Annotated in this window: 13 protein-coding genes; 4 read left to right on the forward strand and 9 right to left on the reverse strand. The window is 64.8% G+C overall.

Annotation, left to right across the window (positions count from 1 at the left end):
- Positions 1-174: 174 nt before the first annotated feature.
- Positions 175-783 carry a polyhydroxyalkanoate synthesis repressor PhaR gene (phaR, locus tag VQ044_RS04580; protein WP_327645542.1) on the reverse strand — a complete coding sequence of 203 codons (609 nt, stop codon included), beginning with the start codon at positions 781-783 and terminating at the stop codon, positions 175-177.
- A 264-nt stretch (positions 784-1047) separates the two neighbouring features.
- On the opposite strand from phaR, the gene VQ044_RS04585 reads away from it, so the two are divergent.
- Both VQ044_RS04585 and phbB read left to right on the forward strand, forming a co-directional pair.
- A complete protein-coding gene (locus VQ044_RS04585) occupies positions 1048-2232 on the forward strand; it encodes an acetyl-CoA C-acetyltransferase (protein ID WP_327645544.1) in 1185 nt (394 codons plus the stop codon).
- Positions 2233-2312: 80 nt separating this feature from the next.
- Positions 2313-3038: an acetoacetyl-CoA reductase gene (gene phbB / locus VQ044_RS04590; RefSeq protein WP_327645546.1), complete on the forward strand. Its 726-nt coding sequence runs from the start codon at positions 2313-2315 to the stop codon at positions 3036-3038.
- Between the two features lie 43 nt (positions 3039-3081).
- Here the strand turns inward: phbB and VQ044_RS04595 are convergent, their stop codons facing one another.
- From VQ044_RS04595 to VQ044_RS04620, 6 genes are all read right to left on the reverse strand, one after another.
- Complete coding sequence (locus VQ044_RS04595) at positions 3082-4173, reverse strand: Gfo/Idh/MocA family protein (RefSeq protein ID WP_327645548.1); 1092 nt, start codon at positions 4171-4173, stop codon at positions 3082-3084.
- The gene (locus VQ044_RS04600; RefSeq protein WP_327645550.1) at positions 4170-4955 is read right to left on the reverse strand and encodes a ThuA domain-containing protein; all 786 of its coding nucleotides are present in this window, start codon (positions 4953-4955) and stop codon (positions 4170-4172) included. The genes VQ044_RS04595 and VQ044_RS04600 overlap by 4 nt, the downstream gene beginning before the upstream one ends.
- A gap of 75 nt (positions 4956-5030) precedes the next feature.
- Positions 5031-7736, reverse strand: a complete 2706-nt coding sequence (gene treY / locus VQ044_RS04605) for a malto-oligosyltrehalose synthase (protein WP_327645552.1) — start codon at positions 7734-7736, stop codon at positions 5031-5033.
- A complete protein-coding gene (malQ, locus tag VQ044_RS04610) occupies positions 7733-9592 on the reverse strand; it encodes a 4-alpha-glucanotransferase (protein WP_327645554.1) in 1860 nt (619 codons plus the stop codon). The genes treY and malQ overlap by 4 nt, the downstream gene beginning before the upstream one ends.
- Positions 9589-11469 carry a malto-oligosyltrehalose trehalohydrolase gene (gene treZ, locus VQ044_RS04615; protein ID WP_327645556.1) on the reverse strand — a complete coding sequence of 627 codons (1881 nt, stop codon included), beginning with the start codon at positions 11467-11469 and terminating at the stop codon, positions 9589-9591. The genes malQ and treZ overlap by 4 nt, the downstream gene beginning before the upstream one ends.
- A gap of 281 nt (positions 11470-11750) precedes the next feature.
- Positions 11751-12842, reverse strand: a complete 1092-nt coding sequence (locus VQ044_RS04620) for a zinc-binding metallopeptidase family protein (protein WP_327645558.1) — start codon at positions 12840-12842, stop codon at positions 11751-11753.
- A gap of 198 nt (positions 12843-13040) precedes the next feature.
- On the opposite strand from VQ044_RS04620, the gene VQ044_RS04625 reads away from it, so the two are divergent.
- Both VQ044_RS04625 and VQ044_RS04630 read left to right on the forward strand, forming a co-directional pair.
- On the forward strand, positions 13041-16418 hold the full coding sequence (locus VQ044_RS04625; protein ID WP_327645560.1) for a transglutaminase family protein: 3378 nt from the start codon (positions 13041-13043) through the stop codon (positions 16416-16418).
- Positions 16419-16482: 64 nt separating this feature from the next.
- Entirely contained in the window at positions 16483-17022 is a 540-nt protein-coding gene (locus VQ044_RS04630; RefSeq protein WP_327645562.1) for a DUF421 domain-containing protein, read from the forward strand.
- A 286-nt stretch (positions 17023-17308) separates the two neighbouring features.
- On the opposite strand, the gene glgB is transcribed toward VQ044_RS04630, so the two are convergent.
- Both glgB and treS read right to left on the reverse strand, forming a co-directional pair.
- Positions 17309-19498 carry a 1,4-alpha-glucan branching protein GlgB gene (gene glgB / locus VQ044_RS04635; RefSeq protein ID WP_327645564.1) on the reverse strand — a complete coding sequence of 730 codons (2190 nt, stop codon included), beginning with the start codon at positions 19496-19498 and terminating at the stop codon, positions 17309-17311.
- Between the two features lie 32 nt (positions 19499-19530).
- Complete coding sequence (gene treS / locus VQ044_RS04640) at positions 19531-22857, reverse strand: maltose alpha-D-glucosyltransferase (protein ID WP_327645566.1); 3327 nt, start codon at positions 22855-22857, stop codon at positions 19531-19533.
- Between the last annotated feature and the right edge of the window lie 17 nt (positions 22858-22874).

Genomic DNA, 22874 nt, shown 5'->3' on the forward strand with positions numbered 1-22874 from the left:
ATGATGGCGTGAGGGCGGCCGCAATACATTGCGGATGTCGGCTCCTGCGCCGGAATGGCGCAGCCAGATCCTGAAGCAGAATCGAAAAAGGGCCGGTTTCAGCAACCGGCCTTTTTCGCGTTTGGGAATCAAGGAAGCTGGCGTGAAGCGTTTCCGGTCTCGGAACGCGAGGCCTCAGCCCTTCTTCTTGCCGTCGATGGCCTCGATGCGCTTCTGCATTTCGGCGAGTTGCTGGCGCATCGCTTTCAGGTCCTCCTGGCCGGACGCCGCGTCGCTGTCCGAGCCTTGCGCCGGCGCGCCCTCGCCTTTCCCGGCCTCGCCCATCGCCCCCGCGACGAAAGGGTTGAACACCGCCATGGCCTTCCGGAACATCTCGGTGTTGCGGACGACCTGCGCCTCCATCATCTTGATCGGCGACTGGGCCATGGGCCCGGCCATCTTGTCGCGAAACCCTTCCTGTTCGCGGGTAAACGCGCTCATCGTCTGCTCGAGATAGCCGGGAATGACCATCTGCATCTGGTCGCCATAGAAGCTGATAAGCTGGCGCAGGAAGGCGATCGGCATCAGGTTCTGCCCGCCCTTGTTTTCCTGCTCGAAGATGATCTGGGTCAGCACCGAATGGGTGATGTCCTCGCCGGACTTGGCATCCTGGACGACGAATTCCTCGTTACTCTTGACCATCGCCGCCAGGTTTTCCAGCGTCACATACGTGCTGGTGCCGGTATTGTAGAGCCGACGGTTGGCGTATTTCTTGATGACCGTTACGTCCGAATTCTTGGCCATGCCTCACCCCTTGTCCACGATACCGTCGGCGCCCCGAGGACGCTTTGTGCAACTGCTTCGTTGCGCCGCCTAAATGATAGGCACAAAACCGGGCGCTTTCCAAACCTTTCGGCTATTGGGGGCAGCGAGGGGAACCGGCAAAGCGGGTTTGACAGCCGCGAACCGCCTCTGCGACAACTGAGAAAAGTGCCACGGCGCCCTATCTGCATCTGAACCAACGGCACCGGATTCGGCGCGGCGCTCATCTCCAGAGAAGGACATGCCATGAATAACGGACAATCGGTCGTCATCGTCGGGGCCGCGCGCACGCCGGTCGGCTCGTTCAACGGCGCCTTCGCGACCGTGCCCGCCCATGAGCTGGGCGCCGCCGTGATCCGCGAGGCGCTCTCGCGGGCCAAGGTTGACGCAGGCGAGGTGGACGAGGTCATCATGGGGCAGATCCTGACCGCCGGCGAGGGTCAGAACCCGGCCCGCCAGGCGGCGATGCTGGCAGGCTGCCCGAAGGAGACGACCGCCTGGGCGCTCAACCAGCTCTGCGGCTCCGGACTGCGCACCGTCGCCATCGGTATGCAGCAGATCGCTTGCGGCGACGCCAAGGTGATCGTCGCCGGCGGCCAGGAGTCGATGTCGATGGCGCCGCACGCCGCGCATCTGCGCTCCGGCCAGAAGATGGGCGACCTGAAGCTGATCGACACCATGCTGAAGGACGGGCTGCTCGACGCCTTCAACGGCTATCACATGGGCACCACCGCCGAGAATGTTTCGCGCCAGTGGCAGATCACCCGCGAGATGCAGGACGAATTCGCGGTGAAGTCGCAGAACAAGGCCGAGGCCGCCCAGAAGGCCGGTCGGTTCAAGGACGAGATCGCCCCCTTTACGGTCAAGGGCCGCAAGGGCGACACCATCGTCGAGGACGACGAGTACATCAAGCATGGCACCACGCTCGACAAGGTGCAGAAGCTGCGACCCGCCTTCGACAAGGAGGGTTCGGTCACGGCGGCCAATGCCTCCGGCATCAATGACGGCGCCGCGGTGACGGTGCTGATGAGCGAGGCCGAGGCCGCGCGGCGCGGGCTCAGCCCGCTGGTGCGGATCGTCTCTTGGGCGACCGCTGGCGTCGACCCGTCGATCATGGGCACCGGCCCGATCCCGGCCTCGCGCAAGGCGCTGGAAAAGGCCGGCTGGAGCGTCGAGGATCTCGACCTCGTCGAGGCCAACGAGGCCTTCGCGGCGCAGGCCTGCGCGGTCAACAAGGATCTCGGCTGGAACCCGGACATCGTCAATGTGAACGGTGGAGCGATCGCCATCGGCCATCCGATCGGCGCGTCGGGCAACCGGGTCCTCAACACGCTGATCCACGAGATGATGCGCCGCGACGCCAAGAAGGGCCTCGCGACGCTGTGCATCGGCGGCGGCATGGGCGTCGCCATGTGCTTCGAGCGAATGTAGGACGACGATAGCAACAGCCGACGGGCGGATGGAGGTCCGCCCGTTTGATGCCGGCATGGACACGCAACGGGAGGAAATACATGGGCAAAGTAGCGATCGTGACGGGAGGCTCGCGCGGCATCGGCGCGGCGATCTCCAAGGCGTTGAAGGCGGCGGGTCATACGGTGGTGGCCACCTATGCCGGCAATGACGAGAAGGCGAACGCCTTCAAGGACGACACCGGCATCCCGGTCTATAAATGGGACGTGTCGTCCTTCGAGGCGTGCTCTGAAGGGATCGCCAAGGTCGAGGCCGAACATGGCCCGGTCGAGATCCTGGTCAACAATGCCGGCATCACCAAGGACGCCATGTTCCACAAGATGACGCCGGAGCAGTGGCAGGCGGTCATCGGCACCAATCTATCCGGCCTGTTCAACATGACGCGCCCGGTCTGGGAGGGCATGCGCGAGCGCAATTTCGGCCGGATCATCAACATCTCGTCGATCAACGGCCAGAAGGGTCAGGCCGGCCAGGCCAACTACTCCGCCGCCAAGGCCGGTGACATCGGCTTCACCAAGGCGCTGGCGCTGGAAGGCGCCAAGAAGGGCATCACCGTCAACGCGATCTGCCCCGGCTACATCAACACCGACATGATGGCGACGATCTCCGACGACGTCATGCAAAAGCACATCCTGCCGCAGATTCCGGTCGGCCGGCTGGGCGAGGCGGACGAAATCGCCCGCTGCGTGGTCTTCCTCGCCTCCGACGACGCCGGCTTCATCACCGGCTCGACCCTGTCGGCCAATGGCGGCCAGTATATGGATTGAGTTCGGTTCGGGGCGGCCGATCGTCGCGCCGCCCCGCTCCCCGTCAGCCGACAGGCAGCATCCGTCGCTCAGCATCCGACACGAAGCACAGGTCGAGCAACTTCTGGACCTCGGCGGCGTGGCGGAAATCCGGTTCGCCATTGACCCCCGACAAGAGCGCGATGACGAACCGGTCGGCGTTGCGTGGTGTCGGCGGACACTCGAGCGGCTTCCAGGTCTGGGTCTCGATATCCGACCCGAGACAGACCCGCAGCATCGAATCGGTCTGGTTCGCCCAGATCTTCAGGGCGCCCTTGTCGCCGTGGATGGTCAGATCGAGATCGTTGGCCCGACCGGTGGCGTAGCGGCTCATATGGACGACTCCGAGCGCGCCGTTCGAAAACTCCACCGTCATGGCGCAGGAATCGTTGGCGTCGAGCTTGTAGGCGCCGATGGCCCCGCCCTCCGCCTTGTCGAAGGTCTTCAGCCGTGCCTGCAGGGCGACGATGTCGAGGCCGGTGCCATAGGTGGCGAAGTCGAGGATGTGAATGCCGATATCGCCAAGCACGCCCTTCGAACCGTGCGCGGTCGACAGGCGCCACAGCCATCGCTCGTCGATGCGCCAGTCCCCCCAATGCTGACCGGTCAGCCAGCTCTGCAGATAACTCGCCTCGACGTGGCGGACCGTGCCGATTTCGCCCGCTTCGATCATCCGCCGCGCCATCTGGATACCGTGGGCATTGCGGTAGGTGAGGTTGACCATGTTGATTAGTCCCGCCCGCTCGGCCGCCTCGGCCATCTCGAAAGCGTCGTCGGCGTTGACGGCCAGCGGCTTTTCGCAAAAGACCGCCTTGCCCGCCGCCAGAATTTCCAGCGTCGTCGGCTTGTGGACGTTATCGGGCGTCGAGTTGACTACGGCATCGAACTCACCCCATTGGAGCGCGGCGCCGAGGCTGTCGAAGGACTTTTGAATGGCATGCATGTCCGCGAAGGCGCGGGCTCTTTCGCCATTGGTGTCGCAGGCCGCCACAATCCGGCAACCGGGAATCGACAGGAAATGTTCGGCATGGCGATGCGAGATGCCACCGGTGCCAAGGATCATGATGCGCTTTTCGCCGGCGGCGGCCCCGGTCTCGCCGTCTCCTCCGCCGCTCATCGGTAGCCGGCCTCACCGGCCTTGTGCAGCCTCGGGCCCTTGACCTCGAGTGTCTCCGGCGCCTTGTCGGCCGGCACGTTCGGCGCCGCCGCAACATCCTTCCAGGCGGGCACCGGGTTGTAGGCCCAGCGCACGGCATTCTTGACGACCGTCTGGATCTCCGCATTGTGGTAGATCGGATAGGTCTCGTGGCCCGGCCGGAAATAGAAGATCTTCCCTGCCCCGCGCTGATAGGTCAGGCCGGACCGGAACACTTCGCCGCCCTCGAACCAGGAGATGAAGACCGTTTCCATCGGCTCGGGCACCAGAAACGGCTCGCCATACATTTCCGCGTTCGGCAGTTCGATCGCAGGACCGATGCCCTGGACGATCGGGTGTGAGCGGTTCACCGCCCATAGTCGCTCCCGTTCGCCCGCCTCGCGCCAGCGCAGCGAACAGGGCGTGCCCATCAGCCGCTTGAATACCTTGGCGAAATGACCCGAATGGAGGACGATCAGCCCCATGCCCTCGTGGACGCGGGACGCGACGCGGTCCGCGATCTCGTCCGAAACCTGGCCATGCGCCTTGTGTCCCCACCAGACGAGCACGTCGGTCTCGTCGAGGCGCGCTTGCGGCAGACCGTGTTCCGGCTCATCGAGGGTCGCGGTCGAGACCGCGAAGTCCTGATCGGTCGACAGGAATGCGGCGATCGTGCCGTGGATTCCGTCCGGATAGATCTCCTTGACGACCGGGTTTTCCCGTTCGTGGATGAACTCGTTCCACACGACGGTCCGGATGGTCATGGCTTCCTCCCGCTCAGATCTCGATCTCCGCCCGCGGAAAATGCGTCATTGAGGCAGGCGGTACACCCCGTTTCGTCAGCTCGCCTCGAGAATTGCGAAGGGCAGCTTGGCCAAAATCGCGGCGAGCGCAAGTTCACCGGATGCCTCGATGGTCTCGCCAGAGAGGATGTTGCGCCAAGATCGAGCGGCCAGCGCCTCCGGCAGGCTGATCCGGGTGTCGCCCCAGCGCTCGGCCTGAACGTCGATGGCCTCGCGCCCATCGAGAAGCGTCAGGCAAAGCCGCGGTGCCACGGCGATCGCCGCGCCGCCGGTCTCGTCCGTCCGCGCGAAGGCGACGACGTGCCGCGCCATGTCGCCCTCGACCGCCAGCGGCACATAGCTGCCGGCGGTGAACAGTGCCGGCGCCCGGCCCCGCATCGCCAGCCCCGCGGCCGTGAGCATCGCCTTAATGCGGCCCGTGCGCCAATCGGCCAGAGCCTCCTCGCACGTCACACCGCCGGCAATCGCCTCGCTGCGCGCGGCGAAATCGACGTCCCGCCGGTTGTCCGGATCGACGAGGGAGAAATCGTAGAATTCCGTGCCCTGGTAGATGTCGGGAACGCCGGGGGCGGCGAGCTTGATCACCGTCTGCGACAGCGATGTCAGGGCTCCGGCAGCGACGAAGGGCTGCGCCGCAGCCCAAAAGTCGGCCAGGAACGAGCCCGATTTTTTCGGATCGAGCGCCGCATCGACGAAGCCGCGCAGCGCGCGCTCGTAGGGCTCGGCGGGAGAGGTCCAACTGGTCCAGCGCTTGGCCTCGCGCACGGCCTTTTCCGCGTAGGCCGCCAGACGACCGGCGATCGCCTCCCTCTGCGCCCCGTCGGTGGGGTCGAAATCGGCGGGCAATACGCCGAGCAGCGATTGGTAGAGCCCCCATTCCGTAGCGGGTTCCGGGGCCTCGACACCACCGTCGATGTCCTTGCGCCACGGCGCCATCCGTTCGGCAAATTCCGTGATGAGATCGCGCCAGTGCTCCGGCGCCTCCGACAGCGTGTAAAGCCGGGCGCGGGCGTCCTCGCCGCGCTTGGTGTCGTGGGTCGAGGTGGCGAGCAGGCCTTCGGGCTGGTCCTCTACCCGGATTTGCATTGCCGTGTGGAACGCATCCAGGTCGGCGCCGTAATGATCCGGTTCGCCGCCCACCTCGTTGAGGGCGATGAGCCGGTTATAGCGGTAGAATGCGGTATCCTCGACGGCCTTGGCCATGACCGCGCCGGTGGTCTGCTGGAACCGCCGGGTGAAGTCCAGCGAAGCGGCGACATCGGCGCCGTCCTCGAAATCCAGCTTGAGCAGGCGGCCGATGAACTGGATCGGCTCGTCGGCCTCGACCTCGCGCCAGGTCATGGCGAGATCGACGGCATCGTCGATGATCGCGATATCGCGCCGCGGCACACCGTCCACCGAGACATAGGTGCGATAGACCGGCAGCGCCGTTGCAACCTCGACGATGGCCCGCGCTATGGTGTCCTGGCCGAGGTCGCGGGTGGCGAGGCCCCTGCCCGCCACCGCCAAGGCGAGACCGGTCAGGTGCGACAGTTCGCCGGCGAGGTTGCGCTGGAAGATCGAGCGTTTTTGCCGGGTGATCATGCCCCGCAAATCCTCGTCCTCGCCGAGGAAATCGTGATAGGCCGCCGTCATCGCCTCTTCCTGCCCGGCATCAACGTAGAGGCCGGACAGGGCCGTGATGAACTCGTAGCCGGTGGTCCCCTCGATCTCCCAGGATCGGCGCAACCGTTCGGGGCCGGTCAGGATTTTCTCGACGTGGATCGTCGGCGAACGGCGAACCGAGTGGAACGCCTGCTTCAGTTGTTCTAGGTAGCCCTTCGGGTCGGCCAGACCATCGACGTGATCGATCCGGATTCCGTCCAGCCGGCGCTCGCGGGCGAGCCGGATGACCAGTTGATGGGATTCGCGGAAGACACGCCGCGATTCCTGCCGGACACCGATCAGGTCGGCGATCTCGAAGAACCGCCGATAGGTGAGTTTCTCGCGGGCCGTCCGCCACCAGGCGAGCCGCCAGGCCTGCGCTTCGTGCAGTTCGTGCAGGGCGGGTTGGTCGCCATTGATCGTCTCAAGCGCGTGCTTAAGGGCCTTGCTGAACCCCTTCTCGGTCAGATGTTCCGAAAAGCGTTCCGCCAGTTCCTCCGCTTCGGCCGGAGTCGAGACGGAAAAGCGCCGCACCATCCGGTCCTTTTCCGGATGATCCATCAAGCCGAAGACATGGCCGTAGGTTCTGGGATCGATCGGCAATCCATAGCCGGAGGCATCGAAGCGCAACTGCGCGTTCGCCGCGTCGAGCTCGACCGAAAGATCGCCCTCGGCCAGCGCCTCGCCATAGGGCTTGCCGAGCACCGGGACGAGGATCTTTTCCGCTTCCCAGGAAATATCGAAGGTCTGGGCGTAGCGGCTTTCGGCGCCCCAGCGCAAAACGTCTTCCCACCAATGGTTCTTCGGCGAGACTCCCATGTGGTTGGGAACGAAGTCGACGATCAGCGCCAGATCCGAAGCGACCAGGGCATCGCTCATGGCGGTGAAGCCGCTCAGCCCGCCGAGATCGTCCTCGAAGGCGTTGTAATCGGTGACGTCGTAGCCGTGTGTCGAACCGGAAGAAGCCGCGAAGATCGGCGAGGCATAGAGATGGCTGACGCCGAGCCGCGCCATATAGGGGGCGAGATCCCCGGCCGTTTCGAACGTCGTGCCCTCGCGAAATTGCAGGCGGTAGGTGGCAACGAGAGGGCGGCTCATGAGGCGATGGGTCTTTCTTCACGCATGGCGGCGGCAAGCGCACGGAAACGCTCGTTCCCTGGCAGGTCCTCGATCGGGACATCCGACCGGATGCGCCAGTTCGGATATTGGTCGGTCGTGCCGGGTAGATTCGGCTGGCGCTCGGTTCCGACCATGTCGTCGAGTTGCACCGTCACTAGCACGGATGGCGTGCGGGCGACGAAGCGGTGGATCGCGACGGCCAACTCGGCGGGCAATTCCGCCGGCAGGTCGTCCGTCCCGGCCACCGCTGGGCGCAAATCGTCGGGGAGGATCCCCTCCTCCGCCAATGCCACCGCCAGCGCACGGCGATCATGACGGCGGCTGTCGCGGTCGCGCTCGGTCGCGGCGGCGTCCTGGGTGCCCATCTCGGCCCGCAACGCGATGTCGGCACCCTGCCACCATCCTGCGAGGGTGGCGAGATCATGGGTTGAGACGCAGGCGAGCGCGAGCTTCGGATAGGCGCTCGGCGGCAGGAATTCGGTCTCGCGGTGGCGCTCGAAATACAGCACCCGGTAGGACAGGATTCGCGCCGCTTCCATCTTGTGCCGGAAGCCCGGCGGCACGGTGCCGAGGTCCTCGCCAATGACCAGGCAGGCGTTCGCCTCGGACGCCGCCGCGACCGCGTCGACCATCGCGCCGAGCGGATAGCGGACATAGCCGCCGCCCGAGGAGGGAATGCCCTCGGGAATCCACCACAACCGCGCGAGCCCCATCACATGGTCGATCCGGATCGCCCCGGCGTTGCGGGTCAGCGCCTCGAAGGAATCGCGCAGTGGCTGATAGCCGCGTTCGGCGAGGGCTTTGGGCGACAGCGGCGCCAGCCCCCAATCCTGTCCCTGGCTGTTGAACATGTCCGGCGGCGAGCCGACCCGCGCCGCGCCGACCGTGAGGGAAGGATCGGCCCAGGTCTCCGCCCCGTCGGGCGCAACGCCCACGGCGAGATCGAGATAGAGGCCGATGGGCATCCCTGCGGCGAGCGCGCGCGCCTGAGCCTCGGCCAATTGCTCCTCTGCGACGTATTGCAGCCAGCAGTGGAACAGGACGAGGTCGGCATGGTCCTCGGCGAAGCGGGCGACCTGCGGACTGTCCCGTGACTGCAGGGGTTTCGGCCAGGAGTGCCAGCCCACATAGGCTCCGGCGTCGACCTGCAACTCGGAGATCGCCTCGAACAGAGCAAAGCCCGCGAGGGCCTCGTCACCGCCGGCGCAAAAACGCTCGAACGCCTGATCCTCGCGGATGGCGTCGATCCGATCGGCGAAGATCTGCTTTAAAAGCCCGCGCTTCACCTTTCCGGCCGCCGGATAGTCGACAAGCGTCCCATCGAGACCCGCGAAAAGACTTGGCTCGGCATCCCTCAGCCGCGCGATCGCCTCCGGCCCGCCCGCCAGTTGGTCGACGGCGATGTAGAGCGGATTGAGGAAGCGGCGGCTGGACGGCGAATAGGGGCTGTAGCGGCCAGGATCGGCCATGAACAGCGCATGCAGCGGATTGACGCCGATGAAGGCCGCCCCTTCGGCGGCGGCTACTTGCGCCAGATCGGCCAGATCCTCGAAATCGCCCATGCCGAGATTGCGATGCGAGCGAAGGCTGTAAAGCTGGCACGCGACGCCCCAGGCGCGATTTGCCGCGATCGCCTCGGGCAACGCGCAGCGCCGCGTCGGCGCATCCTGCGCTTCGTCGAAGTCGCCGGCCTTGCCATGATCGGGATCGACGCTCAGAATGGCGAGCAGCGCCCGCTTGGCTTCGTCGGATATGACCTGGCGCTCTCCGAGTTCCGAGATATAGGCGAGTTGGATGCCGTGGCTCGCTGCCAGCCTGTCGAGTTGCTCGCTCACTGGGCTGGCCCGACAATCAGGCGCTGCTCTTCAAGCCGGAAAACCACTGACGGTCCGGGCAAGATGCCGGTTTTCAGATCCGCGTCGGCGCCCTTCGGGTGGGCGTGGACCAGCGTCCCGCAGGTCAGGTCGCCCTTCATGACATCGTCGGGGATCGCCCAGGGCTCGTCATCCAGATTGGCGAAGAGATGCAGGACCGCGCCGCCCTTCAGCACCCAGGCAACGACGAACGCCTTGGAATTATCCGAGACGTGATAGCTGCCGCAATGGGGCGGAATGGCTTCGAGAAGCGGGACAATGTTTTGCCGGCGCTTGGCCAGCAGCACCTTCGTCATGGCGAGACGGCGGGCATAAGTCGGCCGCGACATCACCGACCAATCCAGCCGGGAATCACGGAAGGTGGTCTCGGCATTCGGATCGGGGATCAGCTTGCGCGCCTCCTCGTCCCGAAACGCGCCGAACCTCTTGAACTCGCTACGGCGGCCTTCCCGCACGACATCACCGAGTTCGCCGTCGAAATCCGTAAAGAAGCTGAACGGATGGGTGTCGCCATATTCCTCGCCCATGAACATCAGAGGGATCTGCGGGGACAACAGCAGGATAGCCTGGAGGCATTCGTTGACCCGGCGCGACGCGAGATCCGTCAGCCGGTCCCCGAAGGCGCGATTGCCGATCTGGTCGTGGTTCTGCAGGAAATTGACGAAGGCCGTCGGCGGCAGATGGCCGGACGGCTGACCCACCTTACGGTCCCGCGTTTGCGAATGCTGACCCTGGTACACGAAGCCGGTAGCGAGACACTTGGCCATCTGCTCGACACTGTGGCGCACATAATCGGCGTAGTAGCTCTCCTCTTCATGGGTGGCGAGCACATGAGCGCAATGATGAAAATCGTCGTTCCACTCGCCGGAGATGAGCTTGGGCTCGCCCGATGCCCCGCGTTCGATATGCCAGGTGATGTTGCGGTCGTCCTCGCTGGTGAGATGGACGTGCCGGTCCGGGAACGCCGCCCGTACCCGCGTCGCCAGTTCCTCTACCAACGGCGTCTCCGTCGTGTCCTCGATTGAGTCGATCGCGTCGAGGCGAAGCCCGTCGATGCGATATTCCTCCATCCAGTAGAGCGCATTTTCGATCATGAAGGCCCGCACCGGCGCCTCGTCATAGGCGATCGCAGCCCCCCAAGGCGTATGAATCTCCTCGTGGAAGAACTCGGGGGCGTAAGAGCTGATATAGTTCCCATCCGGGCCGAAGTGATTGTAGACGACATCGAGGAAGACCATCAGTCCGCGCGCATGCGCGGCGTCGACGAGCCGCTTCAAGCCATCGACCCCGCCATACGCCTCGTGCGGACAATAGAGCAGCACCCCGTCGTAGCCCCAGCCCCGGCGACCGCCGAACTGGGCGACCGGCAGGAGTTCGATCGCGGTCACCCCGACCTCGCGCAGATAGTCGAGCTTGTCGATGATCGCTTCGAATGTGCCCTCGGGGGTGAAGGTGCCGGTGTGGAGTTCGTAGAACACCGCTTCCCGCCACGGCCGACCGGCCCAGTCGGCCGATTTCCACGCGAAGTCGGCGGGATCGACCAGCTTCGACAGTGCGTGAACGTCGCCGACCTGCGCCCGCGCCGCCGGGTCCGGCACCACATTGTCGCCATTCACGCGAAAACCATAGCCGCCACCCACCGCGACGCGATCCGTGGTGACGCGCCACCAGCCGTCTGCGTCCTTGTCCATGGCGAGAAATTCGAGCAAACCGTCTCCCGTCGCGGTGGCCAGCTCGATCGATTGCGCGCTGGGAGCCCACAGCCGGAAGTCGGTCAGATCACCGCGCCGGGCAGTACCCCAGGAGGTTTCGAAGGAAGATCTGTCGCTGCTTGCCATGTCCACGAGCCTGCTACCTGTCTCGTTTCGAGCCCCTGACCGCAGGCGTCCGACACGCGGGCGGCGATCTGAGGGTCGATCAAAAATTCGCGGGAAAAAAGTCAGCGGCGCGCGATAGCGCCTCGGCCATCGCACGGACTCGCTTCCATTACCCGTCCCATGAAGGCTAATTGGAGCGGCAACGGAACGTTCCACCCTCAGGCGCCGTCTATTTTTTCTATTGCTGGCGAATCCGGCGCCTCGGGGCCGCGTGAGGCGCGCGCGCCTCAGGGGATGTCGCGTCATTCCGCCTGCCACGTCTGCCTGCCGTGACCAATCCGGCCGTGAACCAGATCGTGGATGAAGCCCAGCTTGCCAATGACGACCTCGTTGAGGACGAACGGATAGAGGTCGGAATGACCCATCGAGCGATTGAAGGAATTCAGCGCTGCCGAGAGCGCCAGCCAAGCCTCCGCGACTTCCTGGATCGTGATCTCATGGGCGAAGACGTCGAAATTGATCGTCGTCGTCAGAAGACCCTGGCCGTCGACCCGCGGATCGACCGTCACCCCCCAGCTATTGCCGGTCTCCAGCGTATCGACGATGTGGAAATAATGCGCCCAGGTCTCGGCGAAATCCTCCCAGGCGTGCGAGCCGGCATAGGATGAGACGAAGAAATTCTGCCAGTCGGGCCTCGGCCCGTTGGCGTAATGCGCCTGCAGCGCGTCGCTGTAATCCTGTTCATCGTTTCCGAAGACCACGCGGCAGGCCTCCAGCGCGCCACCGTCGCGCACCAGGCGGTCCCAGTACCAGTGACCAACCTCATGCCGGAAGTGGCCGAGCAGCGTGCGATAGGGCTCGCCCATGGCGGTGCGCCGATTCTCCCGCTCGGCGTCGTCGGCCTCGGCCAAGGCAATGGTGATCAAACCATCGTCGTGGCCGGTCATCACCGCCTCGCCGGTCGCGGTATCGCTGGAGAGGAATTCGAAGCCAAGCCCCTCGGGATGCTCGTCGCGGGTTTGCAGCGGCAGGCCGAGCCGCATCGCGGTATAGATCATCCGGTGCTTGGCGCCCTCCATGCGGCGCCAAAGCGAGATGTTCTCGGCGTCGGCAAGGTCGGGCACGGTGACATTGTGCCGACAGGCGGCGCAAAGCCCGTCTCCGCTGTCCGCGGCGATCAGCCAGTTGCAGACCCCGTATTGATGGTTCTGGCAATATTTCCAGCGTCGTCCCTGCGAATGGCGCCCCGCCTCCACCCACAATCCATCGGCAGGCTCCAGAGCGAGCATCCGGTTCGAGCGTGGCTCGTAGCCGAGCGCGTGGTTGCAGCGTTCGCAGACGACGTTCTCGAAGAACACCACTTGGGAGCAGGACGGGCAGGAAAACAGCTTCATGATGTCGAATCCCAAAATGCTTCTTGCGCCAGCCGCGCCGCGCCCATGAACAGGCGAACGGCCCCGTGGTTCCGGCCGCATGCCGTCGAATGGAAGCGCCTTCCCGCCCGTTTGGCGGGGCCGGGCGGTTTGCCGGGCGGCGCCAAAGCCCTATTGTCCAATGGCCGTCCCGCCGGAACCGATCCAACGAAAGCCCCGATGTCAATCCTCGCAGCCCTTCACCACGTCACCCACTACCGCTACGATCGGCCCGTGCGCCTCGGTCCGCAGGTTGTGCGGTTGCGGCCCGCGCCCCATTCGCGGACGAAGGTCCCTTCCTATTCGCTGAAGGTCCTGCCCGAGCCGCATTTCGTCAACTGGCAGCAGGACCCCTTCGGCAACTATCTGGCGCGGTTCGTGTTCCCTGAACCGGCGACGGAATTTCGCATCGAGGTCGACCTCGTCGCCGACATGACCGTCTACAATCCCTTCGACTTCTTCGTCGAGGAGGCCGCCGAGGCTTGGCCGTTCGCCTATGAAGAGCCACTGAAAACCGATCTGGCCGCTTATCTCGACGCCGAGCCCGCCGGGCCGCTGCTGGCCCGATATCTGGAAGAACTTGACCGCAGCGAGACGCACACGGTCGATTTTCTGGTTGGGCTCAACCGCTCGCTCGAACAGAAGATCGACTATCTGGTGCGGATGGAGCCGGGCGTCCAGACGCCCGAGGAGACGCTCGAACGCGGATCCGGCTCCTGCCGGGACACCTCCTGGCTGCTGGTGCAGATCATGCGCCATCTCGGCTTCGCGGCCAGGTTCGTCTCCGGCTACCTCATCCAGTTGAAGCCCGACACGGTGGCGCTCGACGGGCCGACCGGCACCGACGTCGATTTCACCGACCTGCACGCCTGGGCGGAGGTGTATCTGCCGGGCGCCGGCTGGATCGGGCTCGACCCGACATCCGGGCTGATGACCGGCGAAAGCCACGTTCCGCTCGCCGCGACCCCGCATTTTCGCTCGGCCGCACCGATCACCGGCGCCGTCAGTTTCGCCGAGGTCGAATTCGACTTCGAAATGACGGTCGAGCGCATCGCCGAGCGGCCGCGCATCTCCCATCCGTTTTCCGAGGAGAGTTGGCAGGCTCTCAACGCGCTGGGTGAGCGGGTCGATGCCGATCTCGTCGCCGGCGACGTCCGGCTGACCATGGGCGGCGAGCCGACCTTCGTTTCTATCGATGATTTCGAATCGGCCGAGTGGAATGCCGACGCGACCGGACCGATGAAGCGCGGCCTCGCCGACGACCTCATCCGGCGCCTGCGCGACCGTTTCGCCCCCGGCGGGTTCCTGCATTACGGCCAGGGCAAGTGGTATCCCGGCGAGACCCTGCCGCGCTGGACCTTCTCGCTCTACTGGCGCAAGGACGGCGTGCCGATCTGGAAAAACGTCGACCTCGTCGCCCGCGAGACCGACGCGCAGCCGGTCGGAGTCAAGGAGGCGGAACGCCTCTCGCGCAAGGTCGCCGAAGTTCTCGGCATCGATCCGGATTATGCCGCCCCGGCCTTCGAGGATTCGGCCTATTGGTTGGCCCGCGAGGCCCAGCTTCCCGAAAACGTCGAACCGACCGATTCCAAGCTGGAAGACCGCGAGGAGCGCGCGCGTCTCGCCAAGGTGTTCGATCGCGGCCTGTCGCAACCGGCCGGCTACGTGTTGCCGGTCCAGGCCTGGCAGGCGAGAGGCAATATCCGCTGGCAGTCCGAACGCTGGACGACGCGGCGCGGGCATCTGTTCCTCGCACCCGGCGACAGCGCCCTCGGCTACCGCCTGCCGCTCGGCGCCATCCCGCATCTGGATGACGAGGATTATCCCTACACCCACCCGGCCGATCCGATGCAGCCCTTCCCGTCGCTGCCGCCGCAGAACCGCACCCAATACGGGCGTGTCGAAATGCAGCCACGGCGTGGCAGTGGCGGCGAGCGCCGGACGATGGCGGATCCCGTCACCGCCAACGATACGTCTCCCACCGGTCGCCCGTCAGCCGGCGCCGGCACGCCCGACCCGTCGCCGACCGAGATCGAAGGCTCAGTGCGCACCGCGTTGGCGATCGAACCCCGCGACGGCAAGCTCTGCGTGTTCATGCCGCCGCTGGAGACGGTCGAATCCTATCTCGACCTTCTCGGCGCGGTCGAGGATGTGGCCGAAGCCGAAGGCCTCCCGCTGCAGGTCGAGGGCTACCCGCCGCCTGAAGATCCCCGCCTCAACGTCATTCGGGTCGCGCCGGACCCTGGCGTCATCGAGGTGAATGTCCACCCGTCGGCCTCCTGGCGGGACAGCGTCGACATCACCACGGCGGTCTACGAGGAGGCGCGGCTGTCGCGCCTCGGTACCAACAAGTTCATGATCGACGGCAAGCACGCCGGTACGGGCGGCGGCAACCATGTGGTCGTCGGCGGCGCGACGCCGCTGGATTCGCCGTTCCTGCGCCGGCCCGATCTGTTGAAGTCGCTGGTCCTCTACTGGCAGCGCCACCCGTCCCTGTCCTATCTGTTCTCCGGCCTGTTCATCGGACCGACCAGCCAGGCGCCGCGCATCGACGAGGCCAGGCACGACCAGCTCTACGAGCTCGAAATCGCCATGGCGCAGATCCCGGCCGAGTCGTCGCTGGTGCCGCCGTGGATGACCGACCGGCTGTTTCGCAACCTGTTGATCGACGTCACCGGCAACACCCACCGGGCCGAGATCTGTATCGACAAGCTGTTTTCGCCGGATGGTCCGACCGGCCGCCTCGGGCTCGTCGAGTTTCGCGGCTTCGAGATGCCGCCAGAAGCCCGCATGAGCCTTGCCCAGCAACTGCTGATCCGGGCGCTGATCGCAAAATTCTGGAAGTCGCCGCAAACCGGCAAGTTCGTCCGCTGGGGCACCACGCTGCACGATCGCTTCATGCTGCCGGAATTCGTCTGGCAGGACTTTCTGGACGTCCTCGCCGATCTCGGCGACGCCGGCTATCCGATGCGGCCCGAATGGTTCGAGGCGCAGGCCGAGTTCCGCTTTCCGTTCTGCGGCAAGATCGAGCGCGGCGGCGTCACGCTCGAACTGCGTCAGGCGTTGGAGCCATGGCATGTGATGGGCGAGACCGGCGCGATCGGCGGCACGGTCCGCTTCGTCGACTCCTCGGTCGAGCGTCTGCAGGTCAAGATGACGAATTTCGATCCGGCCCGGCACCTGGTCACCTGCAACGGCCGCGAAGTGCCGATGACCGCAACGGGCAGCGGCAAGGATGCCGTCGCCGGCGTCCGCTACAAGGCGTGGCAGCCGGCCTCGGGCCTCCACCCGACGATCCCCGTCGACGCACCGCTGACCTTCGACATCTACGATCGCTGGTCGAAGCGCTCCCTGGGGGGATGCATCTACCATGTCGCGCATCCGGGCGGGCTGAACTACGACGTCTTCCCGGTCAATTCCTACGAGGCCGAGGCGCGCCGGCTCGCGCGGTTCGAGGACATCGGCCATACGCCCGGCAGCTTCGAGCCGGCCGCCGAGGCACCGAACCCGACGTTCCCGATGACGCTGGATCTGCGCCGCCCCCAAGGACTGGCTTGATCATGTCAGCCGAGCGCTGAGAGGCGTTTGGCGCCGCCCTTAAAATAATCGATCGGAGTGGCTCGTGATATTCGATAGCTGGTACGACTTGTGGCAAATCCTGGTGACCGGCATTCTCGCTTACGCCGGGCTGGTTTTGCTCCTGCGAACCACCGGCAAGCGCACACTGTCGAAGATGAACGCCTTCGACCTTGTCGTCACTGTCGCGTTGGGCTCGATCCTGGCGTCGGTGATTTTGAACGAGGACACCTCGCTGTCTGAGGGCCTTTTCGCCTTCGTCCTCCTTTGCGGCCTGCAATACGCAGTCGCATGGACGTCGCTGCGATGGAAGCCGGTTCAAAACCTCGTCAAGGCGGAGCCGACACTGCTGTTCTTCGACGGCCGCTTTCTATCGGCCATGCTCTCGAAGGAGCGGGTCACCGAGCAGGAGGTCCTGGCGGCGATCCGTTCGCAAGGGACCGCCGACCTCGCCAATGTACGGGCCGTCGTGCTGGAGACAGACGGCTCGTTCAGCGTCGTGGTCGCCCCGCACGGTTCGCCCCTCACCACGCTCCGCGATGTTCAGGGCAGTCCGGACGGAATGTCACCCCCGTCCGAGGTCTAATACCAACCTGCGGTGATAGGAACCCCTTCGACCGGGACGATCGCCGATGCGTGGCGAGGAGCGGGACGACGCGCGATGCGGCGCATCGGGCGAGGCCCGCGACGAATGCAGGCGCGGCGAGCACCCGGCCTTCGGTGGGCTGTACGGGCTTGCCGGACGGCGTTGCACCGCTTGCCCGATGCGCCGCATCGAACCGCGCGGCGCTCCTGGCCGGACAAGCCCGTCCAGCGCCATCGAATAGGTCCCTATCACCGCAGGTTGGTATAAGTCCGTCTTGCCGACAGCGTCAGCCTTCCTGGACGAGCACGATCGTCGCCAGAGGCGGCAGGGTCAGCGACACCGAATAGGGGCGGCCATGGACCGAGTGTTCCTCGGCTTCCTTGCCGCCGAGATTGCCGACATTCGAGCCGCCGTAGATCTCCGCGTCGGTGTTCAGCCGCTCCACCCACTTGCCGCCTGACGGAACGCCAATCCGGTAGTCGTGTCGTGGCATCGGCGTGAAGTTGGAGACGACGAGCACCGGCTTGTCGTCGCGGTCCTTGCGCAGAAAGGCAATCACGCTCTGCTCGACATTCGATGTGTCGACCCACTCGAAACCGGCGGGATCGCAGTCGAGTTGGTGGAGCGCGGGGATCTCCCGGTACATGGTGTTGAGATCGCGCACGAGGCGCTGCACGCCCTTGTGCTCGGCGTATTCGAGCAGATGCCAGTCGAGGGACAAATCGTGGTTCCACTCGCGCGACTGGCCGAACTCGCCCCCCATGAAGATGAGCTTCTTGCCCGGATGCGTCCACATGAAGCCGAAATAGGCCCTGAGATTGGCGAATTTCTGCCATTGGTCGCCCGGCATCTTGCCGAGCAGCGAGCCCTTTCCGTAGACCACCTCGTCATGGCTGAGCGGCAGCACGAAATTTTCCGAATAGGCATAGACCATGCCGAAGGTCATCTGGTGATGGTGATAGCGCCGATGCACCGGCTCCTTCGACATGAATTCGAGCGTGTCGTGCATCCAGCCCATGTTCCATTTGAAGTGGAAACCGAGGCCGCCGGCGAAGGTCGGCTTGGAGACGTCGGGGAAGGCGGTCGACTCCTCGGCATGGGTGGTCGCCTTCGGATAGTACTCGCCGACGCGCTCGTTGGTGTCCTTCAGGAACGCCATCGCCTCGAGGTTCTCGCGCCCGCCATGAATGTTGGGCTCCCACTCGCCATGCTCGCGCGAATAGTCGAGATAAAGCATCGAGGCGACGGCATCGACACGCAGCCCGTCGATGTGGAAACGGTCGAGCCAGTAGAGCCCGTTGGCGACCAGATAGTTGTCGATCTCCGGCCGTCCGTAATTGTAGATCAGCGTGTCCCAGTCCTTGTGGAAGCCGCGGCGTGGGTCGGGATGTTCGTAGAGTGCGGTCCCGTCGAACTGGCCGAGCCCGTGAATATCGGTCGGGAAATGCCCCGGCACCCAGTCGAGCAGGACGCCGATGTCGGCCTGGTGCAGCGCGTCGACGAGGCGGGCGAAGGCCTCGGGCGAGCCGTAGCGGGAGGTTGGGGCGTAAAGCCCGATCGGCTGGTAGCCCCATGAGCCATAGAACGGATGTTCGGAGACCGGCAGGAACTCCACATGGGTAAAGCCCATGTCCGTGACATAGGACACGAGTTCATCGGCCAGCGCGTCGTAGGTGAGGAAGCTGCTGTCGTCGCCCCGGCGCCAGGAGCCCAGATGCACCTCGTAGATCGAGATGGGCTTTTCGCGATCCTGCCAGTCGGCGCCATGCTTCTGGAATTCGCCGTCCTGCCAGTCGTGCTCGACCAGCCCTTCCACGACGGAGGCCGTCGACGGTGCCGCTTCTTGCAGGAAACCGACGGGATCGGCCTTTAGCGGCATGATATTGCCGTCTGGCCCGGTCAGTTCGTATTTGTAGACCTCACCCCTTCCGACGGCGGGAACGAACAGCTCCCAGACGCCACATTCGTGGCGCTTGCGCATGACGTGACGGCGGCCGTCCCAGGAATTGAAATTGCCCACCACCGACACACGGCGCGCGCTCGGCGCAAGCACGGCAAAGGCCGTTCCCTGGATGCCGTCCATCGTGGTCGGATGGGCACCGAGCTTTTCGTAAAGGCGGTAGTGATTGCCTTCGTTGAGAAGATAGACGTCCTGTTCGCCCAAAATGGTTCCGAAGCGATAGACGTCCTCCTCCTGCCAATGGTCGCCGCCATGGACGTATTGCAGCCGATAGACGTCGCCGGGCTTGAGGCCTGGGACGAAACCGGAATGAAACCCTGCGGGACCGAAGCGTTCGAGCTCGCCAAGGACCTTGCCCTTGCCATCGACGACGGCCGCCGCTTCGGCGCCAGGCCGAAAAACCCGCACAATCGAGCCGCCTTGGACCGGCCGCGGCCCGAGCACGGCGAAGGGATCTCCATGCACGCCGCGACCGATCTCATGCGCTTCGTGCTCATTCGGGCGGTGGTCGACCATGGCCCCTCCACCGCTCTTTTGTGCTGTCTTGTTCATTTCAAAACCTGTCGTTTCTCGAGGAGCGCGACGATCCCGCGCAGCGGGATCGACAGCCAAGCCGGCCGCATCGCCGCCTCGTAGCGAAGTTCGTAGAAAGCCTTCTGCAGCACGAAGAGATCGAGCAGTTGCGCCGTGGCCGGATCGTCCAGCGCGATGCCCGAGGCCGCACTCCAATGGACGAGGAAGCTCTCGGCCACCTCGTCGCGCCAGCTTTCCGCCATCTCGCGCAGACGCTCCACCGTGGCGTCGTCCGCCGGTCCCGCCTTGTCACGGGCCGCGAAGGCGGCGTAATCGAAGGACCGCAGCATGCCAGCAACGTCCCGCAGCGGCGACGATTTGCGCCGTCGCTCCTCCAGCGGCCGACCCGGCTCTCCCTCGAAGTCGAGGATGACCACGTCGTTCTTGGCGACCAGCACCTGGCCGAGATGGTAGTCGCCGTGGATACGGGTCCGATGCGTCGATACCGCCAGACGCGAAAAACCGTCGAACCAGGTCAGGATGTCCTTTTCCGCGCCGAGCAACCGCTCCACCCCGTCAGCCGCGGAATCACCGACCGCGTGCCGCATGCGCGACAGCGCAACGAGCGTATCGCTCACCTCGCGCTTGGCTTCCGCGACGATCTCGGCAAGCGCTGCCGCGTCGATCGGCTCGGGATCGAAAGCGGCGTCGCCGGTCTTCGTCGCCAACGCGGCGTGCATCTCGCCGGTTCGTGTGCCGATGACCGCGCCGGGGTCGATCTGGATGGCCAGTTGCGGCTCTCCGCCGAGGGCTCCGAGGTCTGCGCTTTCATCGCCGGTCGGCTGCTGGCCATAGGCGTTATCGCGCAGATATCGGGACAGCGCATCGGTAACCACCGTCCAGGCGTCGCCTTGATTCAACACTTGCTCGAACAAGGCGGCGACCGCCGTCCGGCTGCCGTCCTGGCGAACCAGTTCGATCGAGCCGAGCAGAGCGGGGGCTGCTTCGAAATTAGTCTTCTCGGTCAGGAAGCGCGTGACCTCCAGCTCCGGCTGGATGCCGTCGCGCAAACGACGATAGAATTTCAGGATCGCCTCCTGGCCGATTTGCAACGAGGTGTTCGACTGCTCGCCACTCAGCGCATGGATGTCGTCGGCCTCGACCTCGGCCGCCCGCGTCAGCGCCTCATGCGCCGATTGCGATGTCGCGATCTCGAAGGCGCCGCCGGCGAGATCGATCGTCTTGCCGTCGGCGATCATGGCCACCACGAGTTTGGCGAGATCGGGATCGCGTGCCCCGTCGACGACCGCGCCGATCCGCGGCCCCTGGCGGATCTTCATCAAGGTGTAGGGAAGCATCGGCGCCTGATGATGGAGATTGTCTTCTCCCCACCTGGCGCTGAGCGGCAGCAGATAACGGTGCTCGCCCTCGGCCGTGGTCACGGTCAATTCGGTGAAGAGATGCCGCCGCGAACCCATCGGCGGAGGACCGAGCACGTCCACCCGCACCCTGCCCGGCCGCTCGGATTTGCCGGCGAACCAACGCTGCCCCGCGATGAACTCCGGCAGAACGGATTCCATCTCTTGCTGGTTGCGCGTGTTGATCGTGCCGTGAAGGTCGTTGGCGGCGACAATCGTCGAGAAGGCCGGAAGCGGCGCCGGTTCGGGGGATTCACGCCCCGAGGAAGCCAGGTCGAACCAGAAGAAACCGTAGGCCGGCAGCGTCAGAACGTAGCTTCCCGACCCCACTGTCGGAAAAACCGAAAGCCCGAGCATTTCCACCGGCGTCGCGCCGGCGTGGGCGGAGAGATCCAATTCCACCGCCTGGGCCGAACTCGACAAATTGGCGACGCACAGGATGCGCTCACCGCCATATTCGCGCAGATAGGCGAGAATCTTGCGGTTGGAGGGATAAAGGAAGGTTATCTCCCCACGGCCAAAGGCCTCCTTGGTACGCCGGACCTGAATCAGGCGCCGCATCCAGTTGAGCTGCGAGGACGGATTGTTGGACTGCGCCTCGACGTTGACCGCCTGATAGCCGTAGACCGGGTCCTGGATCACCGGAAGATAGAGCCGTTGCGGGTCGGCGCGGGAAAAGCCGCCATTGCGGTCGGCGGACCATTGCATCGGGGTGCGCACGCCGTCGCGATCGCCGAGATAATAGTTGTCGCCCATCCCGATCTCGTCGCCGTAATAGATGGTCGGCGTGCCCGGCATCGACATCAACAGGGCGTTGAGGAGTTCCACCTTTCGCCGGTCGTTGCCCATCAGCGGCGCCAAGCGCCGGCGAATACCGAGATTGATCCGCGCCCGCGTATCGCTGGCATAGGTCGACCACAGATAGTCCCGCTCTTCCTCGGTGACCATTTCCAGCGTCAGCTCGTCATGATTGCGCAGGAAGATCGCCCATTGGCAGTTTTCCGGGATTTCCGGCGTCTGCCGCATGATGTCGGTGATCGGGTGCCGGTCCTCCTGGGCCAGCGCCATGTACATGCGCGGCATCAGCGGGAAGTGGAACGCCATGTGGCATTCGTCGCCGTCGCCGAAATAGGGGTGCGTGTCCTCCGGCCACTGATTGGCCTCGGCCAACAGCATCCGGTCGGGATAGTGTTTGTCGAGATCCGTGCGGATGGCCTTCAGGACGACGTGGGTCTCGGGTAGGTTCTCGTTGTTGGTGCCTTCCCGCTCGACCAGATAAGGAATCGCGTCGAGCCGCAGACCGTCGACGCCCTTATCCAGCCAGAAGTGCATGACCGACAGCACTTCCTCCATGACCTTCGGATTGTCGAAGTTCAGATCCGGCTGGTGCGAATAGAAGCGGTGCCAGAAATATTGACCCGCCACCGGGTCCCGGGTCCAGTTCGATGTCTCCGTATCGAGGAAGATGATGCGGGTCTGGTCGTAGCCCTTGTCGTCATCGGCCCAGACGTAGAAATCGCGCTCGGGCGAGCCCTTCGGCGCGTTGCGCGCCGCCTTGAACCAAGGATGCTGGTCGGAGGTGTGGTTGATGACCAACTCGGTGATCACCCGCAGGCCGCGCTTATGCGCTTCCTCGATCAATCGCTCGATGTCTTCCAGATTGCCGTAGGACGGATTGACCGAGCGATAGTCGGCGATGTCGTAGCCGTCGTCGCGGAGCGGCGAGGGATAGAACGGCAACAGCCAGATGGCCGTGACCCCGAGCTCCTGGACATAGTCCAGCCGGTCGAGAAGCCCGGCGAAGTCTCCGATCCCATCGCCGTTCGAATCGGCGAAGGTCTTGACGTGGAGCTGGTAGATGATCGCGTCCTTGTACCAGTCCATGGCCTCGGGATCGGGGCCCGGGGTCGGCTCATTCGGAGCGATGGAGACTTGCTCGTTCATGTTGGTTGCAGCTTCCG

Origin of the sequence: Aurantimonas sp. C2-5-R2 (genome assembly GCF_036549495.1) — a bacterium.
Lineage (GTDB): Bacteria > Pseudomonadota > Alphaproteobacteria > Rhizobiales > Rhizobiaceae > Aurantimonas > Aurantimonas coralicida_A.